Annotated in this window: 16 protein-coding genes and 1 tRNA gene; 8 read left to right on the forward strand and 9 right to left on the reverse strand. The window is 65.1% G+C overall.

The genetic code is table 11. The annotated features are described in order from the left end of the window. Window positions 1-19: 19 nt before the first annotated feature. The 5 genes from FHS94_RS15885 to yajC form a co-directional block, all read right to left on the reverse strand. Window positions 20-1084, reverse strand: a complete 1065-nt coding sequence (locus FHS94_RS15885; RefSeq protein WP_184059643.1) for a methyltransferase domain-containing protein — start codon at window positions 1082-1084, stop codon at window positions 20-22. A gap of 67 nt (window positions 1085-1151) precedes the next feature. Beyond that, window positions 1152-1514: an Mth938-like domain-containing protein gene (locus FHS94_RS15890; protein ID WP_343055321.1), complete on the reverse strand. Its 363-nt coding sequence runs from the start codon at window positions 1512-1514 to the stop codon at window positions 1152-1154. Window positions 1515-1527: 13 nt separating this feature from the next. Then, window positions 1528-2523, reverse strand: a complete 996-nt coding sequence (gene secF, locus FHS94_RS15895; protein WP_184059647.1) for a protein translocase subunit SecF — start codon at window positions 2521-2523, stop codon at window positions 1528-1530. 117 nt (window positions 2524-2640) lie between these two features. Next, complete coding sequence (gene secD, locus FHS94_RS15900) at window positions 2641-4233, reverse strand: protein translocase subunit SecD (protein WP_184059649.1); 1593 nt, start codon at window positions 4231-4233, stop codon at window positions 2641-2643. 4 nt (window positions 4234-4237) lie between these two features. Further along, window positions 4238-4576 (reverse strand): preprotein translocase subunit YajC, encoded by a 339-nt coding sequence (yajC, locus tag FHS94_RS15905; RefSeq protein ID WP_184059651.1) that lies wholly within the window; start codon window positions 4574-4576, stop codon window positions 4238-4240. Between the two features lie 186 nt (window positions 4577-4762). Here yajC and FHS94_RS15910 point away from each other — a divergent pair. Then, window positions 4763-4839, forward strand: a tRNA-Pro gene (locus tag FHS94_RS15910). Window positions 4840-5079: 240 nt separating this feature from the next. Here the strand turns inward: FHS94_RS15910 and FHS94_RS15915 are convergent. After that, window positions 5080-6186 (reverse strand): NADH:flavin oxidoreductase/NADH oxidase, encoded by a 1107-nt coding sequence (locus FHS94_RS15915; protein WP_184059653.1) that lies wholly within the window; start codon window positions 6184-6186, stop codon window positions 5080-5082. A 204-nt stretch (window positions 6187-6390) separates the two neighbouring features. Between FHS94_RS15915 and FHS94_RS15920 the strand changes: the two genes are divergently transcribed. The 5 genes from FHS94_RS15920 to FHS94_RS15940 all read left to right on the forward strand — a co-directional run bounded on the left by FHS94_RS15920 (window position 6391) and on the right by FHS94_RS15940 (window position 14130). After that, window positions 6391-7887: a diguanylate cyclase domain-containing protein gene (locus FHS94_RS15920; protein WP_184059662.1), complete on the forward strand. Its 1497-nt coding sequence runs from the start codon at window positions 6391-6393 to the stop codon at window positions 7885-7887. Between the two features lie 169 nt (window positions 7888-8056). Next, window positions 8057-8935, forward strand: coding sequence for an ABC transporter ATP-binding protein (locus FHS94_RS15925; protein ID WP_184059664.1), 879 nt, complete (start codon window positions 8057-8059; stop codon window positions 8933-8935). 14 nt (window positions 8936-8949) lie between these two features. Then, complete coding sequence (locus FHS94_RS15930; protein WP_184059666.1) at window positions 8950-12531, forward strand: M1 family aminopeptidase; 3582 nt, start codon at window positions 8950-8952, stop codon at window positions 12529-12531. Between the two features lie 27 nt (window positions 12532-12558). Then, window positions 12559-12897, forward strand: a complete 339-nt coding sequence (locus FHS94_RS15935) for a YciI family protein (protein ID WP_184059668.1) — start codon at window positions 12559-12561, stop codon at window positions 12895-12897. Between the two features lie 159 nt (window positions 12898-13056). Then, a complete protein-coding gene (locus tag FHS94_RS15940) occupies window positions 13057-14130 on the forward strand; it encodes an alpha/beta fold hydrolase (protein ID WP_184059670.1) in 1074 nt (357 codons plus the stop codon). Window positions 14131-14168: 38 nt separating this feature from the next. Here the strand turns inward: FHS94_RS15940 and FHS94_RS15945 are convergent, their stop codons facing one another. From FHS94_RS15945 to FHS94_RS15955, 3 genes are read right to left on the reverse strand one after another with little or no spacing between them, the layout of a single operon-like run. Beyond that, window positions 14169-15758, reverse strand: a complete 1590-nt coding sequence (locus tag FHS94_RS15945; protein ID WP_184059672.1) for an AMP-binding protein — start codon at window positions 15756-15758, stop codon at window positions 14169-14171. Further along, the gene (locus FHS94_RS15950) at window positions 15751-15927 is read right to left on the reverse strand and encodes a hypothetical protein (RefSeq protein ID WP_184059730.1); all 177 of its coding nucleotides are present in this window, start codon (window positions 15925-15927) and stop codon (window positions 15751-15753) included. Before FHS94_RS15950 ends, FHS94_RS15945 begins: the two co-directional genes overlap by 8 nt. Next, window positions 15876-17465 carry a TonB-dependent receptor gene (locus FHS94_RS15955; protein ID WP_184059674.1) on the reverse strand — a complete coding sequence of 530 codons (1590 nt, stop codon included), beginning with the start codon at window positions 17463-17465 and terminating at the stop codon, window positions 15876-15878. The genes FHS94_RS15950 and FHS94_RS15955 overlap by 52 nt, the downstream gene beginning before the upstream one ends. Window positions 17466-17574: 109 nt before the next feature. On the opposite strand from FHS94_RS15955, the gene FHS94_RS15960 reads away from it, so the two are divergent. Beyond that, complete coding sequence (locus FHS94_RS15960) at window positions 17575-17889, forward strand: SCP2 sterol-binding domain-containing protein (protein WP_184059676.1); 315 nt, start codon at window positions 17575-17577, stop codon at window positions 17887-17889. After that, on the forward strand, window positions 17886-19073 hold the full coding sequence (locus tag FHS94_RS15965) for a serine hydrolase domain-containing protein (protein WP_184059678.1): 1188 nt from the start codon (window positions 17886-17888) through the stop codon (window positions 19071-19073). The genes FHS94_RS15960 and FHS94_RS15965 overlap by 4 nt, the downstream gene beginning before the upstream one ends. Window positions 19074-19135 lie beyond the last annotated feature (62 nt).

The raw sequence follows: 19135 nt of genomic DNA on the forward strand, positions 1-19135 counted from the left end.
CTCGGGCCTGCTCTGACAGTCAGAGGCGGGCTTCGAGGACCATGTTGAACGGGCCCTCCGTTGCTCGCCGGACCCGGCTGAAACCAGCCCCGGCGAGCAGGTTCTTGATGCGAGCCTCGCCCGCCTGCGCGCCGAGGGCGAGGCCAACTTCCTGGTCCAGCGACGTCGGGACGCAGATCATCGTCGACGCGTTGTAGTAAAGGCGGCTGATGGGGCCGAGATTGTCCTCCGGCCGATCTGCCGCAATCGGCTCCACGATCATCCAGCTTGCGTCCGGTTCGAGCAGGGTCGCGACATGGGCCGCACAGCCGGCGGGATCGCCCATGTCATGAAGGCAGTCAAACATGGTGACGAGGCCAAAGCCGGTTTCCTCGATAGCCTTGGCCTCGATGGTCTCGAAGCGAACCCGATCACGCAGGCCATGGGCGGCGGCATGCTCGTTCGCTTCGATGATTGAGGGGGCGTGGAAATCGAAACCGACAAACTGGCTGTTCGGATAGGCACGCGCCATGAGCAACGTCGAAAATCCGATGCCACACCCAATGTCGGCAACCTTGATGCCCGCCTCAAGCTTGGCAACGGCGCCATCGAGCGCCGGCAGCCAGGACTGCACGACGCTGTTGACATAGCCGGGCCGGAAGAACGCGCCCACCGCGCAGAACAGGCAGGCGCCGCTGTCACCCCAGCGAACGCCGTTGCCGGTGCGAAAGCCCGCTTCGACCTTGGGCCTTCCCTCGACCATAGCGGCGGCGAGATCAAAGGCGCCCGCGAGGTACACGGGACTGTCCTCGATCGCGAAGACCATCGCCTGTTCGGGCGTCAGCCGAAAGCGGCCCGTCGCGGGATCGAAGCTGATGTAGCCGTTGGCGGCCTGTGCCATCGCCCATTCACGAACATAGCGTTCCGCCAGCCCGCCCGCGCGTTCGGCCAGTTCGGCAGAGGTGGCTGGACCGCCCTCGTGGAGTGCGGTGAACAGGCCTAGCCGGAACCCGATCTGCGCGGTTGGCACACTCATCGCCCCGCCCAGGTCACCGAGCATCTTGCCTACGAAATTGTGCAGTGCTTCTCCGTCGACGTCGGCCATGCCTCACCTCCGGGTCGGGAGTGAGGATAGCACCACCGGGCAGGCGATGCCCGGCGAACTTCTCGGTTCAGGAAAGTGGGTAGAGCGCCGCCGCGATCACGCGGCCTTCGCTGCGCAACACGCCCCAGGCGCGCGCAGCCGCACGGCTGTCCATCACCTCCAACCCAATCCCTGCAGCATTCAGCGCTCGGGAAAAGGCAGCCGGCGGATGTGACAGGTTCACGCCTGTCCCAAGCAGGATGAACTCGGGGCGGGCGTCGATAAGATGTTGAAGGTCGGCCGGGGCCAGCGCGGACAATGGCGGGGGAGACCAGGGCTGCGCGGCGTCAACCGTCATGGTCAACGCCGGCAGCACGGTTTCGCCGATGCGAAATCCCGCGCTCGACAGGCCGGTGACTACCGGCCCGGCAATCCCCTGGTCGCGATCCATCCGCATCGCCGGATCAACGCTCGCGCGGGGTGATGCGCTCGGCGCCCGCGATCTGGCTCTTGTCGACGCGAGTCTTGTCGTTCGTGCCCGGTCGCGCCCGGTCCGGCTCGGCGCGCAGGCCAAGCGTGATCAGCAGCGAGGACGACACGTAGATCGACGAATAGGTGCCGACCACGATGCCGAGGAACATGGCCGCCGTGAAGCCCCGCAGCACATGGCCGCCCAGCAACAGCAACGCCGCCAGCGCGAGCAGGATGGTGACGGAGGTCATCACCGTGCGGGGCAGCGTCTCGTTGACCGACAGGTTGATGATCTCGCGCATTTCCATCTTGCGATAGCGCCGCATGTTCTCGCGTATTCGGTCATCGATCACGATCTTGTCGTTGATGGAATAACCGATGATGGTCAGGAACGCGGCGATGATGTTCAGGTCCACCTCGAACCCGGATAGGGCGAAGAAGCCGAGTGTCATCAACATGTCGTGAATGATGGCCACCACCGTGGATACGCCGAACTGCCATTCGAACCGCACGATGGCGAACAGGCCGATGCCGACCACCGCGAAGAACACGGCCATGCCGCCCTTCCACTTCAGCTCGTCCGACACCTTGCCGCCCACCGTCGCGTAGCGGGAGAAGGTCGCGCCGGGGAAGCGCTGCGCCAGCGCCGCTTCCACCTTGCGCACGACGGCGTTGGTCGCGCCCTCGTCGGCACCCTGCTGGATCGGCAGGCGGATCGACAGCGTGTTGGCCGAACCGACCTGCTGGATGGCGGCATCGCCGACGCCAAGCCGGTCCACCGTGGCGCGTACCGCCTCAACCGGCGGGGGGGAGGTGAAGCTTTCCTCGATCATCAGGCCGCCAGTGAAGTCGACACCCATATTGAGGCCGCGGATACCCACCAGCGCGATGGCGATCAGCGACAGGGCGAGCGTCAGCCCGAATGCAATACCGCGCAGACGCACGAAATCGATGTTGGTGTGGTCGGGGACGATCTTGAGCAGTTTCATCGGACTATCTCGTCACCCCGGCGCGATGCCGGGGTACAGGGCCAAACAACGCGCCAGCATCCGCCCTGGATGCCAGAGCAAGCCCGGCAAAACCGTAGGGGCGGATCGGCGGCCTCGTCATATGTGGATCGTCTGGGGCCGTGCCCGGCGGATCCACAGCGCAACCAGCATGCGGGTAAAGGTCACCGCGGTGAACACGGACGACAGGATGCCGATCAGCAACACCACCGCGAAACCCTTCACTGGGCCGGAACCCAGCACCAGCATGATGATGCCAGAGATGCCGTGGGTCACGTTGGCCTCGAAGATGGTGCGGCTCGCTTCCTTGTAGCCGAGCTCCACCGCTTGAACGACGCTGCGACCGCGTCGACGCTCCTCACGAATGCGCTCATTGATCAGCACGTTGGCGTCCACCGCGGTGCCGATGGTCAGCACGAAACCGGCGATACCGGGCAGCGTCAGCGACGAACCGAGCACCGCCATCACCGTCAGGATGACCAGCACGTTGATCACCACCGCAAGGTTCGCATAGGCGCCAAAGCGGCCATAGGTCAGGAACATGAACGCGACGACCAGCAGCACCGCAACCGTGCAGGCCAGCACACCCGCATGGATCGAATCGACGCCAAGATCGGGACCGACGGTCGACTCCTCGATCACCTTCAAATTGACCGGAAGCTTGCCCGAGCGGAGCGCGATCGCGAGCTCGTTGGCCGACTCGGTGGTGAAGTTACCTTCGATATAGCCCGAGCCACCCAGGATCGGCGTGTTGATGCGGGGCGCCGAGACCACGGCGTTGTCGAGGATGATCGCGAACAGCTTGCCCGTGTTCTCCTGCGTCACGCGGGCAAAGCGCTTGCCGCCTTGCGTGTCGAAGGTGAAATTGACGATTGGCGCGTTGGATTGCGGGTCATTGGCCTGGCGGGCGTCGGTCAGCTGATCGCCGCTCACGATGGCAGAGCGCTTAACGGCGATACGGCCGCCCGGGTAACCGGGATAGGCGAGAACCTGGCTACCTGCTGGCGCAATGCCGCGTGCGACGTCGGCCGGGTTGGCGTTGTCGTCGACCAGCTTGAATTCCAGCTTGGCGGTCTTGCCGAGCAGGTCCTTCAGTTGCTGCGGATTCTGCAGGCCGGGCACCTGCACCAGGATGCGGCTGGCGCCCTGGCGCACGATGGTCGGCTCACGCGTGCCGAGTTCGTCGATACGACGGCGCACGACCTCCGTCGCGTCGCCCATCGCCTGGTCGATCGCCTGGTTCAGGCCTGCCTCGGTCTGGCGGACGACGAAGCGGCTCGAGTCGACGACCTGGATGTCCCATTGGCGCTGGCCGGTCAGCCCCGCACCGCCACCGGTGATGCCGAGCAGCTTTTCGCGTGCGGCATCAACCTGCGACGGGTCGCGCAGCATGAAGGTCAGCTGGCCGCCGCGCGCCGAAATGTCACCAATCGCGATTCGCGGGGTGGCCCGACGCATCTCGGTCTGCACCTGGTCGCGCATCGCCTCCAGGCGGCTGTTCGCCAGGTCGGCCGTGTCCGCTTCCAGCAGCAGGTAGCTGCCGCCGGCCAGGTCGAGGCCCAGGTTGATCTTGGGCAGATGGGGCAGGCGGTTGGTGTAGCGCTCGGGCAAGAAGCTCGGGAAGGCGAGCAGGCACAGGACCGCCAGGACCGTGACGATCGAGGCAACCTTCCAGCGTGGAAAATCGAGCATGTTCTTAGTCGTTTGCCGGCTTGGCGTTGGGGTTGGTCACCTCCGCCAGCGTGGTCTTGACGACCCGGACACGGACGTTGGGGGCGATCTCCACCTCCACATGCGCGTCCTCGACCCGGGTTACCCGGCCAACGATGCCGCCGGCGGTTACCACGGCGTCACCTTTCTTCACGGCATTGATGGTCGACTGGAATTCCTTCTGCCGCTTTGCCTGAGGGCGAAGAACCAGGAAGTAGAAGGCGACAAAAACCAGTGCGAGCGGCGCAAACATGCCGATCAGGCCACCGGCCCCTGCGCTGGCGGCCGCGCCTGTGGTCTGTGCGTAAGCAGGAGAAATGAGCATCGGACCCGTGGATGGCTGGAAAAAATGCGGGGGGACAGGCCCGGCCGCGAACGCCGCGCGCTAGCATTGCCCGCGCCCCCGCGCAACCGAGCCACGGTCGCGATGGCTTGCATCGGTCGGCCGAGCCGCGTAGAGGCGCCCCCCTCGGGATCGCGAGCAAGTCATCTTGCGGGGCGGTCCCTCGGTCGGGGCGTAGCGCAGCCTGGTAGCGCATCACACTGGGGGTGTGGGGGTCGCAGGTTCGAATCCTGTCGCCCCGACCAAATTAATCAGCTGTTTGAGGGTCCCAGCGGCGACGCTTGATGGGATCGCCGGGGTGAGCGGCAGAGTTGCCAGCGACTCGCCCCAGGCGCGACTTGCACTCACTCCGCGGTCCAGACCTTCACGCGATCCCTACATCAGGTCAGGCATCCATCCCGGCAGAGCGGCTGTCGGCCACCCCGAGGACTAGCGCCGAGGTTCAATTCCAGGGCCGTCGCGCTTCTTGGGCCCCTCCGCCGCGATCAGCGCGCCCGCAGTAATTCTTTGAAACGTCTCGGTTGCGAGCGCAGATATTGGTTCGGTGCGGCGACCTGCGCGCCGAGTTCGGCGGCCGCGTGCCAGGGCCAGCGCGGGTCGTACAGGATAGCGCGGGCCAGCGCGATCAGGTCGGCATCCCCGTTGGTGAGGATGGCTTCGGCATGCTCGGGTTCGGAAATCAGGCCAACGGCAACCACTGGCATTGAGCACGCCTGCTTCACTGCCCTGGCAAGCGGCACCTGATAGCCGGGGCCGACCGCAATCTCCTGGCGCGAATCAAGGCCGCCGCTGGATACGTGGATGGCGGAACAGCCGCGCTCCTCCAGTGCCCTGGCGAAGGCGATCGTCTGCTCGATATCCCATCCGTCTTCGACCCAGTCCGTGCCGGAAACTCGCACGGTCACCGGCTTGTCCGACGGGAATGCGTGCCGGACGGCGTCGAAGACGGCGAGCGGGAAGCGCATCCGGTTCTCGACACTGCCGCCATATTGATCATCGCGCCGGTTGGAGAGCGGCGACAGGAACTGGTGCAACAGATAGCCGTGTGCGCCGTGGATCTGCACGGCATCCAGCCCGAGCCGGGCTGCGCGGCGAGTCGCGGACGCAAACGCCGCGATCACTCGGTCCAGCGCAGCGATGTCCATCCCGGTGGGAGCATGGTCGGTGGCGGTGAACGGTAAATCGGACGGGGCGAAGGTCTGCCAGCCGTTCTCCGCATCGGGCGCGATCTGCTTGCCGCCACGCCATGGAAGGTCGGTTGATGCCTTCCGTCCGGCGTGGCTGAGCTGGATCGCGATCGGCATGTCGGAATGGTCCCGCACCCGTTCCACCACGCGCGCCATCGCCGCTTCGCTTTCATCGTCGTACAGCCCGACATCACCAAAGGTGATGCGACCTTCCGGCACGACAGCGGTGGCTTCGATTATCAGCAGTCCGGCGCCGGACAATGCCAAATGGCCCAGATGAATGAGGTGCCAGTCCGTCATGCAGCCGTCGACCGCAGAGTATTGGCACATCGGCGCGATGACGATCCGATTGGCCAGCGACAGCTTGTCGATGGCGAACGGTTGAAAAAGCTTCGGACCGGACATCTGGGATTTCCTGATTCATCTGAAGGGGGGCCACGCCGCGGTAACTCGCCCGCAAGTCGACCCGTTCCGGCGGACGTTGATCCGGGCATGGCTGTCCCGACGAGGCCGCCGGGTGAGAAAGCAAATTCGAATCAGCTGAATGAGAGGCAGGCATGGGTAGCTCACGTTAACCAACGGCCAACCCGTCAGCCCTAGACGACATGTATGCCCGACGAGACCGACGTTGCAGGAGAAATGGCGCGCCTGGAAGTTCTGCGCAGCCTGGACGTGCTCGGCACCGCGCCAGAGGCGGAGTTCGATGCCATCGTAGAAGGCGCGCGGCACCTGTTCGGCTGCAAGATGGCGTTTGTCTCGCTGGTCGACACGCAGCGGCAATGGTTCAAGGCACGTTGCGGGATCGACATCACCGAGACGGATCGCGATATCTCGTTCTGCAGCCGGACCGTGGCCGCCGACGAGATGCTTGTCATCGCTGATGCCGGCCAGGACGCGCGCTTTGCGGGCAACCCGCTGGTCCTCGGGCCGCCCTTTATTCGCTTCTACGCAGGCGTCCCTCTGCGGGTGAAGTCGGAGGGCAATGGCGCGTTGCTGCCCATCGGCACCCTGTGTGTGGCCGATGACCGGGCGCACTATCCGTCCGCCGACAAGCTTGCCATCCTTCAGGGTATGGCCCGAGTGGTGGAAGCGTTGCTCGAAACGCGCCGGCTGAGCCGCGAAAGCCTGCGCCTGGCCCTGGAGCGTCAGGATGCACTGGACGACATGGCGCGCACGCAACGTCTGCTCCAGCACGCCGAGCGGATGGCGCGGATAGGATCGTGGCGGCTCGAGCTTGCTACCGGCCATGTGCATTGGTCTGATCAGACCTATGGCATTCACGCGCTCGAACCGGGCCTGGACAAACCGCTGGACAGCGCGCTCCATTTCTATCCGGAGGCTGATCGGTTGAAGCTGCAGACTGCGCTTGATCAGTGCGCGCAGCAGGGGAGGCCCTGGGAGTTGGAGCTTGACCTGACCGACGCGAACGGGAAGCTGCGGCGGGTCCGGACGCTCGGCGAGGTTGAGCAGCGCGGCGGCGAACGCATTGCGATCATGGGCGTGATCCAGGACATCACGGACCGATACCGCCTGGAATGTCGGCTGCAGCATATCGCGCGAACGGACGAGCTGACCGGCATCCCGTCGCGCAGGGCCTTCAACGAGGAGCTGGACCTTGCCCTGGCGAAGGCAAGGCAAGACGGGGACGGGTTCGCGATCGTGATCATCGATCTGGACCGTTTCAAGGAGGTCAACGACCGGCTCGGCCATCCCGCCGGCGACGAGGTGCTGCGGCTGATCGCGGCAAAGCTCGGCTCCATCCGTGACCTCGGGCAGCATTTCACCGCACGACTGGGCGGGGACGAGTTCGTGCTGCTGTTGCGCGACACTCATGCGAAAGACGGTCTCCCGCGGGCGATCGAACTGCTGTTGTCGGAACTGCGGCACCAGGTTCCTGCCGATGGCGGCAGCATCCTGGTGTCCGCAACGATCGGCGCTTGTGTGTATGGCGACAGGTACCCCGACCGGGCGAATCTGCTGAAGTGCGCGGATGGGGCACTGTATCGAGCCAAGGCCGTCCGCCGCGGTACGGGTGCGATCGCCGGGCAGGACCAGATCATTGAAGCTGCTCCCGCGGCGGCCCGGCCGATTACCGTCGCGGCCTAGGTCGAGCGCCGCGGGGAGGTCCGCGTCGCCTTGCTGCGTCGTCGTGGCTCGCGAGCAATGCGCAGGCGTTCGTCATGTCGGGGCCCCGCCTGGCACGGTATCTCCGCTCGATCATCCCTGCTTTACACCGGCAACACACCTGATAGCATCATGAGGTCAAGGGGGGCCCATGCTGCAGATCGAGAAGCTCACACATCTGTATCCCAACGGAACGCGGGCGCTTGACGGAGTAGACCTGGCGATACCGGTCGGCATGTTCGGACTGCTCGGTCCCAATGGCGCCGGCAAGTCGACCCTTATGCGCACGGTTGCCACCCTGCAGACGCCGACGTCAGGGAAGATCACGTTCGACAACATCGATGTGATCCAGTCACCGGAACTGCTTCGCCGCACGCTCGGCTACTTGCCCCAGGACTTTGGCGTGTACCCGCGCGTATCGGCCTATGACATGCTCGACCATATGGCGGTGCTGAAAGGGATCGCCGGCCGGCCCGAGCGCAAGGAGACCGTTGAAGGCCTGCTAAACCAGGTCAACCTTTGGAGCGTCCGCAAAAAGGCGCTCGCCGGCTTTTCCGGCGGCATGCGGCAGCGGTTCGGCATCGCACAGGCGCTGATCGGCAATCCCAAGCTGATCATCGTCGACGAACCCACCGCCGGCCTTGATCCGGAGGAGCGCAGCCGCTTCCTCAACCTGTTGGGTGAGATTGGCAACGATGTTGTTGTGATCCTGTCGACCCACATCGTCGAGGACGTGGCCGACCTTTGCCCGCGCATGGCGGTGCTCGCGGGCGGGCGCATCCTGCTTGAAGGTGCGCCGCTCGAACTCATCGCAGCGACCCGCGGGCATGTCTGGCAGAAAACCATATCCCGCGACGAACTGGACGCTCATCGCGAACGCTATCGCGTCATTTCCACGCGTCTGTTCGCCGGGCGGACGATCATCCACGTGCAGTCTGACAACGACCCGGGCGACGGCTTCTCGCCGGTCCAGGGCGGGCTGGAGGATGTTTACTTCTCGACGCTCGACGCCTCGCGTCGCGCAGCCTGAGCGGGGAGGCGCGCGTGTTCGCAGGCATTCTCGGCTTCGAGTGGCGCTATCAGATGCGCAACCCGGTTTTCTGGGTTGCCGTCGTGATCTTCTTCCTGCTCGCGTTCGGCGCGACAACAGTGGACCAGATCCAGATCGGATCGGGCGGTAACGTCCACAAGAACGCGCCGTTCGCGATCGCGCAGATGATGCAGATCCTGACGCTGTTCTACATGTTCGTGTCGACGGCCTTTGTCGCCAACGTTATCGTGCGCGACGACGACACGGGCTTCGGGCCGATTATCCGGTCGACCCGCGTTACAAAGGGCGCCTATCTGTTCGGCCGCTTTGGCGGAGCGTTCCTGGCAGCCGCTCTCGGCTTTGCGGCGGTACCGCTCGGGGTTTGGCTCGGTAGCCACATGCCCTGGGTCGATCCCGAGACGCTGGGGCCGAACCACCCTGGCTACTACCTGTCTGCGTATCTATGGCTCGCGCTGCCGAACATCCTTCTCACCTCCGCGCTGTTCTTCGCGTTGGCGACGATCACGCGGTCGATGATGGCCACCTATGTCGGCGTGGTCGGGTTCCTGATCCTGTTCACGGTGGCAAGCGTCGTGCTCGACCGCAATCCCGCCTATGAGCTGTGGGGTGCCTATGGCGAGCCGCTCGGCCTTGGCGCGACAAGCTACCTCACGAAGTACTGGACCGCTGCCGACCGCAACATGCTGACGGTCCCGCTGACCGGGCTGGTGCTGTGGAACCGCCTTCTGTCGCTTTGCCTGTCGGCGCTGTCGCTGGCGCTCGCCTTTGCAACATTCCGCTTTGCGACCAAGCCGTCAAAAAAGGCCCGCAAGGCCGAGAAGCTGGCCGAGGGTGCGGAGGCGCCCGAACATGTGCGGGCCGTTGGTCCGCTACCCGCACCGCGCTATGACCGCCAGACCGCGCTTGCCCAACTCGCCGTTCGCACCCGGCTCGAGATGGGCCAGGTGTTCAAGAGTCCGGCCTATGCCGTTCTCCTCGCGCTGGGGTTGTTCAACACCGTTGCGGCGCTGATCGACCTTGGCGAGATTTTCGGCACGCCCGTTCTTCCGGTGACCCGGATCGTGATCCGCCTGGTCGAAGGGTCGTTCAGCATCATCCCGGTCATAATCGCGATCTATTATGCTGGCGAGCTTGTCTGGCGCGAGCGCGACCGCAAGACGCACGAGCTTATCGATGCGAGCGCGATTCCCGACTGGGCCTTCGTGCTTCCCAAGGCGCTGGCGGTCACGCTGGTGTTGTTTTCCACCCTGATCGTCAGCGTCCTCGGCGCAATGCTGATGCAGCTGTTCCACGGCTACACGAACCTTGAACCGGGCAAGTACCTGATCTGGTACGTGCTTCCCCAAACGGTCGATTTCACCTTGCTCGCCGTGCTGGCCGTGTTCGTGCAAGCGCTGTCGCCGCACAAGTTCGTCGGCTGGGGCGTGATGGTGCTCTACATCATCGTGCGCACCACGGCCCGGAACCTCGGCTTTGGTGACGTCCTCTACAACTATGCCTCCGGGCCAGAGGTGCCGCTGTCCGACATGAACGGGCAGGGCAGCTTCTGGATCGGCGCATGGTGGCTGCGCCTTTACTGGTCGGCGTTCGCGGTCATTCTTCTGGTCCTCGCGCACGCGCTATGGCGTCGCGGGACGGAGACGCGGCTGGCGCCCCGCCTTCGTCGCCTCCCTAGCCGCCTGGCGAGCAGCGCGGGCGCTATCGGGGCGGTCGCCCTGGTCGTGTTCGCCATCACCGGCGCCTGGATCTACACCAACACCCACGTCTGGAATGAATATCGCACCCCAGTCGGTGATGAGCAGTTCATGGCCGATTACGAAAAGGCGCTGCTCCCCTTTGAAAAGGTGCCGCAGCCCTCGGTCGAGGCGGTTCGAGTGGCCGTTAACCTGCACCCCGATCAACCCGGGCTAAGCGCGCAAGGCGAAATGACGTTGGTTAATCGGACCGGCCAACCGCTGGACGCGATCCATGTCAGGCTGGGCGACCGCCGCACTAAGCTGGTGGCGGTCAGCATCCCGGGCGCGACCGTCCAGCGCGCATTTCCGCGGTTTCAGTACCGTATCTACCATCTTGCCAGCCCGCTGGCGCCCGGCGGCACTACCACGCTCGCCTTCCGTACCGAGCGGCGCCAGCGCGGCTTCGCGAACAGCGGCAACGACACCCGCGTTGTCGCCAATGGCACGTTCGTCAACAACGGCGAATTTGCCCCCGTGATCGGCATGGACAGGCAGGAACTGCTTCAGGACCGTTCCAAGCGCCGTAAGTACGGCCTGCCGTCCGAGCTGCGCCCACCTAAACTCGAAGACCTGAACGGTACCCGCTTCAGCGCCTTCCATGTAGATTGGGTGAGAACGGACATCACCGTTTCCACCGATGCGGACCAGACTCCGATCGCGCCTGGCGACAAGGTGTTCGACCGAACGGAAGGCGCTCGGCGGGTTGCGCGTTTCGTGACGACCGCGCCGATCCTGAACTTCTACTCGGTCCAGTCAGCCCGCTATCGGGAGAAGCACCTGAACCACGACGGCATCGATCTGGCCGTCTATTATGATCCGCAGCACGGCGCGAACGTCGACCGTATGCTTTCAGCCTTCGCGCATGGGCTTGACCTCTACCAGCCGGCCTTTGGCCCGTACCAGTTCCGCCAGGCACGTATTGTCGAATTCCCCGACTATGCCCAGTTCGCGCAAGCCTTTGCCGGGACCATGCCCTATTCCGAAGGTATCGGTTTCATCGCGGACCTGTCGAACAAGGACAAGATCGACTATGTCAGCTACGTCGCCGCGCACGAGTTAGGCCACCAATGGTGGGCCCATCAGGTCATCACCTCCGATAACCAGGGCGCTACCATGGGGATCGAGACCCTGGCGCAATACAGCGCGCTGATGGTCATGGAGCATCTGTACGGCCGCGATCAGATCCGGCGCTTCCTGAAGTTCGAGCTCGACCGGTATCTTCGCAGTCGCGGTGGCGAGGTGATCGAGGAGCTTCCCCTCGCTCGTGTCGAGAACCAGCAATACATTCATTATCGCAAGGGCAGCCTTGCCATGTACCGGTTGAAGGACGAGCTGGGGGAAGCGCGCGTCGATGCGGCCCTGAAGCGCTACGATGCCAAGTTCCGGTTCAAGGGGCCGCCTTTCCCGAGAAGCCTCGACCTGATCGCCGAGTTCCGGCGCGGAGCGACCCCGGCCGAAAACGCGCTGATCACCGACCTGTTTGAGCGGATCACCCTGTACGACATCAAGACGCGCGCGGCAGTCGTGTCGCGTCGACCGGACGGCAAGTGGCAGACGCGCCTGACCGTCGATGCCAAGAAGCTGTATGCGGACGGGAAGGGGATTGAGAAGGAAGCGCCGATGACCGAAACGGCCGAGATCGGGGCATTCGCCGCGATGCCGGGCCGCGGCAGCTTCGCAAGGAAGGACGTGCTCACGCTCACCCGCGTGCCGATCCGTTCGGGCGAGCAGGTGCTGACGCTGGTCACCGCCAGCAAGCCAGCCTTTGCCGGGGTGGACCCCTACAACGTCCGCATCGACCGCAACTCCGACGACAACGTGATTGCCACGTCCAGTTAGGGTAACGGGCCAGGAGATTGGCGGAGCATGACCAAGTACCTCATCTCCTTTCCGAGCGAGGCCATGCAGCTGAGCAATGAAGAGCTCGCGCGGGCCGGCGTGGAGTCGCGTGCCGTGATCGAGCAGGCAAAGGCAGCCGGTGTGTATGTGTTCGGCGGCGGCATCGATGAAAGCGTCGATCCGGTGCTGGTGGCGGCGAATGGATCAGTGACGCGCGACCTCTACCCGGGCGGCAAGTTGAACGGCGGGTTCACTGTCCTGGAACTACCAACCCGGCAGGAGGCCGAGGAATGGGCCCGGAAGATCGCTGTTGCCTGCCGCTGCTCGCAGGAGCTTCGCCAGTTCATGTACGATCCTGCCAGCTAGTCAGACTGCGCCCGACCGGCTTGCGTGCGCAACGCCAGTCACAAGGTCGAAAGCCAGGCCAGTGAAGACCGCAGCCTGGCGCAGCCGAGCTGGCACGTTTCGTCAACAGCCTGGTGCTAGTCTGCGACCATGGCAGCGTTAGAAGATGGGCGGGGAGCAATGCAGAGCGGAGTGGGCGACGCCATCGAGGCAGCCGGATCGTCCGCCGATGCCGTTCTGGCCACCATTGCCCGGGTCTGGAAACAGGTCGCGCCGCGGCTGGCGTTCGATACGGACAGGCCCTGGCAGGAAACCGGCATGGACTCCCTGAAAAGCCTGCAGTTCATGTTGCGCCTCGAGGCCGAGCTTGGTCGAAGCATACCGCTCGACCTGCTGCACCCCGACGCCAGCCCGCGCGACTTTGCGCGCCATCTGGTATCGCAGCCGGCCGAAGTTGGCGGGCAACAGGCCCGGATTATGCTGATCCCGGGCCTGCTGGGCGACGAACCCGCCCTGGCGGCGTTTCGGCGGGCAACAGCCGACCTCGCCGCGTATGACCTGGTCGAGATGCCCGACATCGAGACCGACGCGGCCGTCCTCCGCGACATACCGGCCACGGCAGAGAATATTGCCGACGCCATTGTCGCCCGCCAGCCGGGTGGCCCGCTTGTTATCGCGGGGTACAGCATGGGCGGCATTGTGGCGCTGGAGGCCGCCCACGACTTGCGCACACGCGGACGCGACGTCGCGCTGTTGATCCTGCTGGATCCGTTCCTGCGCATCGATCCGAAGAAGCCGTTCCGCCGTGACCTCTCGCTGCCTGCTCGCCCGCCGTTGCGGATCGTGTCATTGGCGCGGGGCGGACGGGTTCCACCGGCAGTGCTCGCCGACCGCATCCAGTTCGCGGCGCTGTTGATCGTCGGCGCGATGGAGAGCGCGAGAAAGCGGCTGTTTGCTGTGCGGGAGCAATTGGCTGCGGACACGCTACACTGGCGCCGGCTCCGCCTGATCGGCCGCCTGCGCTGGACGGCGCTGCGCCGCTGGAAGCCACGGCCATGGGACGGCGCCACGCTGGTGGCGATCAGCGACGAAGCGGCCGACCACTACGACACGGCGCAATGGGCCTCCCTATGCCCGAACGCGCAGCAGGTCGCCGTGCCGACCAGTCACCTCGACCTGTTCGGGCCTGCTGCCATGGTCGTGCTGCACCCGGCACTGGCGTCGGCCCTAAGCAGGTCCGGCGTGCCTGCCTGACGGCCGGGCCGCCCCGGCGAACCCGTAGGCCTGCCGCCTCAGCCGTCGAGCATGGCGGCAAGGCGCACCAGATCGGCCTTGAAGTTGGCAAGGCGGGGCATCTGGTCGAGCACCCTGAACTCTGCCGGGACCATGTGCTCGGCGGTCGCATCCGCAATGGTGCTGCGCATCGCGGGCTCCTCGGGCACGGCGCCGCCCGGCTCCGCGACGACAAAGGCGACGATTTCATCTGCGTCGTTCGCAACCTGACGGACCACCGTCACGGCTTCCGCCACGCCGGGCATCGTCATTAACGCCGCCTCGATCTCGCTCAGTTCGGCCCACAGCCCGCGTATCTTCACCCGGCGATCACGGCGACCGAGATGCTCGAACAGCCCATCGGGTCGGTGCCGCACCAGGTCGCCCGTGCGATAGATCTTGCCGCCTGACCCGTCCGTGTCCTGAAGGTAGCTGCCATGGGTGAGCTTGCCCGCCTGCCACCCGCCAAGTGGCATGGCGCCCCTGACGATCAACTCGCCCGGGTCGCCCGGCAAGGCGAACGAGCCGTCGTCGGCAACGATCGCGACCTGCTTGCCCGGGATGAGATAGCCCGCAGGACATATCGCGCCGTCGACCAGCGCTTCATCGACGAACCAGGAAAAGATCAGGCCGGTCTCGGTCGCGCCAAAGGTGATGCTGATCCTGCAATCGGCCGGCAGCTTTTGCCGGAACAGTTCAATGTCGCTGGCAAGGATGCCTTCGCCATGGAGGTCGAGGGCACGCAGCGTTCTGAAGGCGTTCTCGATGCCCGGAATGTTCATCACCATGCGCAAGGCGGTGGGCACGAAGCTGAGCAGGGTGATGCCGCTGCCGAGGACGCGGAGCGCTTCTGCAAAGCCGGCGCGCTTGATATCAAGCAGGCGGATGGTCGCGCCCGTCGTCAGCGCGCTGAACACGTCGCGGGAACCACCCGTGCTGAGCGAGGCGATGCCAAGGATCACGTCGTCGGCGTTGACGTGGAACATGTCCACGAACTGCGCCATCGCCCGAACGGTGCGATAGGGAAAGGCAATGCCCTTTGGACGGCCGGTGCTGCCGGAGGTGAAGATGACAAGCATCGGCGCCTCCGGATCGATCGGCGCCGCAAAGCGCGGAACGCCGGTGGCTTCGGACGGGTTCACGACCAGGCGGGGCAGCGCCGCGTGAACGAAGCTGTCGTCGATGGCAGCGCCGGTTTCCACCAACAGGGCCTGTGCGCCACTCTCGTTAAAAAGGGCGCGCTGGCGATCAACCGGATGGCCGGCGTCGATCGGAACAAGCGTTCGCGCCGACGCGACGCAGGCCATGACCACGATCGGTGCCGCAGCGCTGGTCCCGATCAGGGAGGCAACCACGCCGCCCGGCGGCACGGAGGCGTCGATCCGGGCGGCTAGGCCGTAAGCGCGGTCCATCACCTCGGCATAGGTCAGCTGCAGCCGGCCATCATCGATCGCGATCTTGTCAGGATAAAGTGAGGCGATACGCTCGATCGGTCGCAGCCCGAGTTGGTCGGACAGGTCATGTGGCAGCGGCAGGAACGGCCGGTCGGCAGGACCGTGATGGTCCAGCGGGACGGGGCGGACATCGATCCAGTTGGACAGGTCAGGCACCGGGCATGTTCCTCAAGGTATAGGTCGCGCCAAAGGTGCGCGGGGGCGCGGCGACATAGCTTGGCAGGCCGAAGGACAGGCTGCCTTGTCCAAGGTCGCGGACGTAACGGGTGTTCGTCAGATTGGCGACGAACAGCTCCAGCGACCAGGGGCCGCGATCCGGCGACACCCCGAGCCGCAGATTGGCCCGTGCATAGCCAGCCTGCGATGCCTGATAAGGCAGCGGCGGCAGGAAGGCGTCGGCCCGCTGCGCCAAATTCCCCCCTCGACCTGAAGGGCCGGGGACACGTCCAGCGTGCCGTTCCAGAAGATGTCGTAATAATGGGCGTCGCTGGTTCGGGTCAGATCCTCGCGATGGCCGGTCGATACGTTGCCCGCGAGCGCCGCCAGTTGATTGGCCGGCAAGGTCAAACCCGCCGTGCCAAGCAAGCCGGCGAGCTGCCGGGCGATGAGTGCGGCGCTGTTGTAGGTGGCTTCTGCCGCAAGAATCGGATTGGTGCGCCTCATCACCCCGGTTTGCAGCGCCAGCACCTCACGTTCGTTGATGACGATGGGCACATATTGTGAGGCGCGTTCGTGTGCGATGTTGCCGCCGAGCACCAGGCGCAGCGGGTCGAGCGGAGTCCAGGTCAGCCGGGCCTCGCCGCTACGCTGGCGGTTGCGGCTGTCCTCACCGGTGCTGATGATGCCAAGCGCGGTTCCGTCGAAGTCGCCGGCAAAACGGGAGCGAAAGCGGCTCCAGGCAAGGGTGCCGCCCAGGCTGAGTCGCGACGCGAGCGGCACATGCGCGAGAAGCGTAGCGCCGCGAGTGGATCGAAATCCACCCATGCCGCCGGTCGGAAACCCGGAACTGACCGTCAGATAGGCGGGAGAAAAGGGCGAAAGGTCGCCTACCCGGGCGCCGGTGGAGGGGTTCACGGGATAGAATTGTCCCGACTTGTACGACAGGCCGTCAAAGCGGTCGTGCTGAGCCGAGCCGATCAGGTCCAGTGTTGCGCCGCCGGTACTTTCTGCGTGGACCGAACCGCGAACCGCGGCCACCTGGTTGCCGTTCAGGCGGCTACCGTCCGCAAGGTTGACGACATAACCGTCGGTGTTCCGCAACACGGATGCGAAGCGGACGGCAACCCCGCTGCTGACGGGCACGTTGATCATGCTCTCCAGCCGGCGCTCGCCCAACGTTCCCGACGTCCCGCGAACGGACCAGTCGCCGCGCGACGGGTCGGCCTTGTTCTGCACGATGCTGATCGCGCCGGTCAGCGCACTTCGACCGAACAGCGTCGACTGGGGTCCCTTGATCACCTCCACCCGCGCAATGTCGAACAGTTCGCCAAGTGCCACTTGCGGCCGCGACGCGGATACCCCGTCCACGAACACCGAAATGCGCGGCTCCGACGTCGGGTCGGGCGTATTCGTGCTGATTCCCCGAATGACGATGTACGGCGTGGTCGGATATTGGGACTCGACCGTCAGTCCCGGCACGAACGCGGACAGGTCGCGCAAGTCGTTGACTCCGAGCGAGCGGAGCGTTTGCTGATCATAGCTCGTGATGGTCAGCGGGACGTCGCGCTTGTCCTGGGGCCGCCCTTGTGCCGTGACCACCACGTCGCCCTGTTCGGGGGCGGGCGACAGCTCTTGCGCGTGCAATCCGCCGGACACCAGCCCCAGGCTCAGCCACAAGGCCTTGCCCCGAAATGGATCCTTCATCTTTCCTCCCCAAACCCGACGATCAATGCGAATTGCCGGCTGCTTTAGGGACAGTCTATGTGGAACCGGTAAATGGATAACAGATCGGTTCGAAGTGGAAGGGGGCCTGATGGCTACGATTGAAGAGTTGACCCATCGGCTGGATCAGGCGCTACGCCGTCAGCCTGTTCACGGACAGTCGCTCAAGCTCGATCTGAAGGGCGAAGGCGTCATCTTCGCGAGCGGCGACGGGGCCAGTAACTTGGACGACGATGCCGATTGCACCCTGCGCATCACGAAAGCGAACCTTGATGCACTGCTGGCCGGTCAGATCGATCCCAGCATCGCGGCACGCGACGGCACTCTTGAGGTGATCGGCAACCCTGGTGCCGCCCTGGCGATGCAGCCGGCGCTTGTGTCGGCCTGGCTGTCGCGTCCGGCATGACGGACCCCGTGGCCCTGCAGCTTTCGGCTGACATGCAGGGCTATGTCGACCGCGGCGATGTTCCGGGCCTGGCCACACTGGTGCTGCGGGCGGGCGAGGAGGTTCATTGTGACGTCCTGGGCCAGCGCGATTTCGGCGACGCGCCACCGCTGCGCCGCGATGCCCTGTGGCGGCTCGGGTCCATGACAAAGACGATCGTGTCGGCCCTGACGTTGATGCTCGTGGAAGACGGGCGGCTGCGGCTTACGGATCCAGTCGATCGCTGGCTTCCCGAGTTCGCGTCCCTGCGGGTGCTGAACGCGCCCGATGGCCCGCTGGATGACACCCGGCCCGCACGGCGCGCCATGACCGTGCTGGATTTGCTGACCCATCGTGCCGGGTTGCCCTGTCACACACTGCCGCAGGGGCCTATCGGCCGTGCGGCGGTGAAGCTGGTCGGCGCCTCGTCACAGCGCGCCGACATTCCCACGGACGCCTGGATAGCGGAACTTGCCGCCTTGCCGCTGCTGCACGAGCCAGGCGAGCGTTTCCTGATGGGGCTGGCGAGCGACGTGCTGGGCGCCTTGATCGAACGCGTCACCAAAGTTCGCTTGCCTGAGCTTCTGCGGGAGCGACTGTTCGCGCCACTCGGCATGGACGACACCAGTTTCTGGGCGGGCGAGGACTCGATTGATCGGCTCGGCCCCACCTATTCGGTGGGCTGGCTTACCGGCAAGCATACGAAGCTCGACCCGGGTCGCGGTGGCTATTGGAACCGTCCTCCCGCCCACCCGTCGGGCGGCGGCGGCCTGATCGCGACCATCGACGATTATGCGCGGTTCGGCGCCATGTTGCTGGCGGCGGGGCAGGGAAGTGGCGATAGCCTGTTGTCGCGCGCTTCCGTCGGGCTGATGACCACGAATTTCCTCACCCCCGCACAGCGCGCGGTGCCCTTTTTCGGCACCGACTATTGGCGCGATCGCGGCTTCGGGCTGGGTGTGTTCGTGACCGACAATGCCGCTGATCGACCCTGGCTCGGCGCCCCCGGACAATATGGCTGGAGAGGTGCGTTCTCGACCTATTGGTTCAACGACCCGGCCCGCGAGTTGACAGCCGTCCTGATGGCGCCGGTGTCATGGCCGGCCGTGATCCCGACCTTGCTCTCCGACTTCGAGCGGGGGGTATACGCCGCCGGCTGGGCCTGAGGCGACCGACAAGCCAGCTTGCCACCGGCGCGTGCGGTGCCATGGTGCGCGCATAACCCACG

Source organism: Sphingomonas aerophila, assembly GCF_014199305.1.
In the GTDB taxonomy this organism is placed as follows: domain Bacteria; phylum Pseudomonadota; class Alphaproteobacteria; order Sphingomonadales; family Sphingomonadaceae; genus Sphingomonas; species Sphingomonas aerophila.

Excerpts from the sequence above, each read along its gene's own strand:
- FHS94_RS15960 (WP_184059676.1), top strand. The coding sequence starts at position 17,575 with ATGGCTACGATTGAAGAGTTGACCCATCGGCTGGATCAGGCGCTACGC.
- FHS94_RS15925 (WP_184059664.1), top strand. The coding sequence starts at position 8,057 with ATGCTGCAGATCGAGAAGCTCACACATCTGTATCCCAACGGAACGCGG.
- FHS94_RS15890 (WP_343055321.1), bottom strand. The coding sequence starts at position 1,514 with ATGGATCGCGACCAGGGGATTGCCGGGCCGGTAGTCACCGGCCTGTCG.
- FHS94_RS15935 (WP_184059668.1), top strand. The coding sequence starts at position 12,559 with ATGACCAAGTACCTCATCTCCTTTCCGAGCGAGGCCATGCAGCTGAGC.
- FHS94_RS15965 (WP_184059678.1), top strand. The coding sequence starts at position 17,886 with ATGACGGACCCCGTGGCCCTGCAGCTTTCGGCTGACATGCAGGGCTAT.
- yajC (WP_184059651.1), bottom strand. The coding sequence starts at position 4,576 with ATGCTCATTTCTCCTGCTTACGCACAGACCACAGGCGCGGCCGCCAGC.
- FHS94_RS15955 (WP_184059674.1), bottom strand. The coding sequence starts at position 17,465 with ATGAAGGATCCATTTCGGGGCAAGGCCTTGTGGCTGAGCCTGGGGCTG.
- FHS94_RS15915 (WP_184059653.1), bottom strand. The coding sequence starts at position 6,186 with ATGTCCGGTCCGAAGCTTTTTCAACCGTTCGCCATCGACAAGCTGTCG.
- FHS94_RS15920 (WP_184059662.1), top strand. The coding sequence starts at position 6,391 with ATGCCCGACGAGACCGACGTTGCAGGAGAAATGGCGCGCCTGGAAGTT.
- FHS94_RS15885 (WP_184059643.1), bottom strand. The coding sequence starts at position 1,084 with ATGGCCGACGTCGACGGAGAAGCACTGCACAATTTCGTAGGCAAGATG.
- secD (WP_184059649.1), bottom strand. The coding sequence starts at position 4,233 with ATGCTCGATTTTCCACGCTGGAAGGTTGCCTCGATCGTCACGGTCCTG.
- FHS94_RS15940 (WP_184059670.1), top strand. The coding sequence starts at position 13,057 with ATGCAGAGCGGAGTGGGCGACGCCATCGAGGCAGCCGGATCGTCCGCC.
- secF (WP_184059647.1), bottom strand. The coding sequence starts at position 2,523 with ATGAAACTGCTCAAGATCGTCCCCGACCACACCAACATCGATTTCGTG.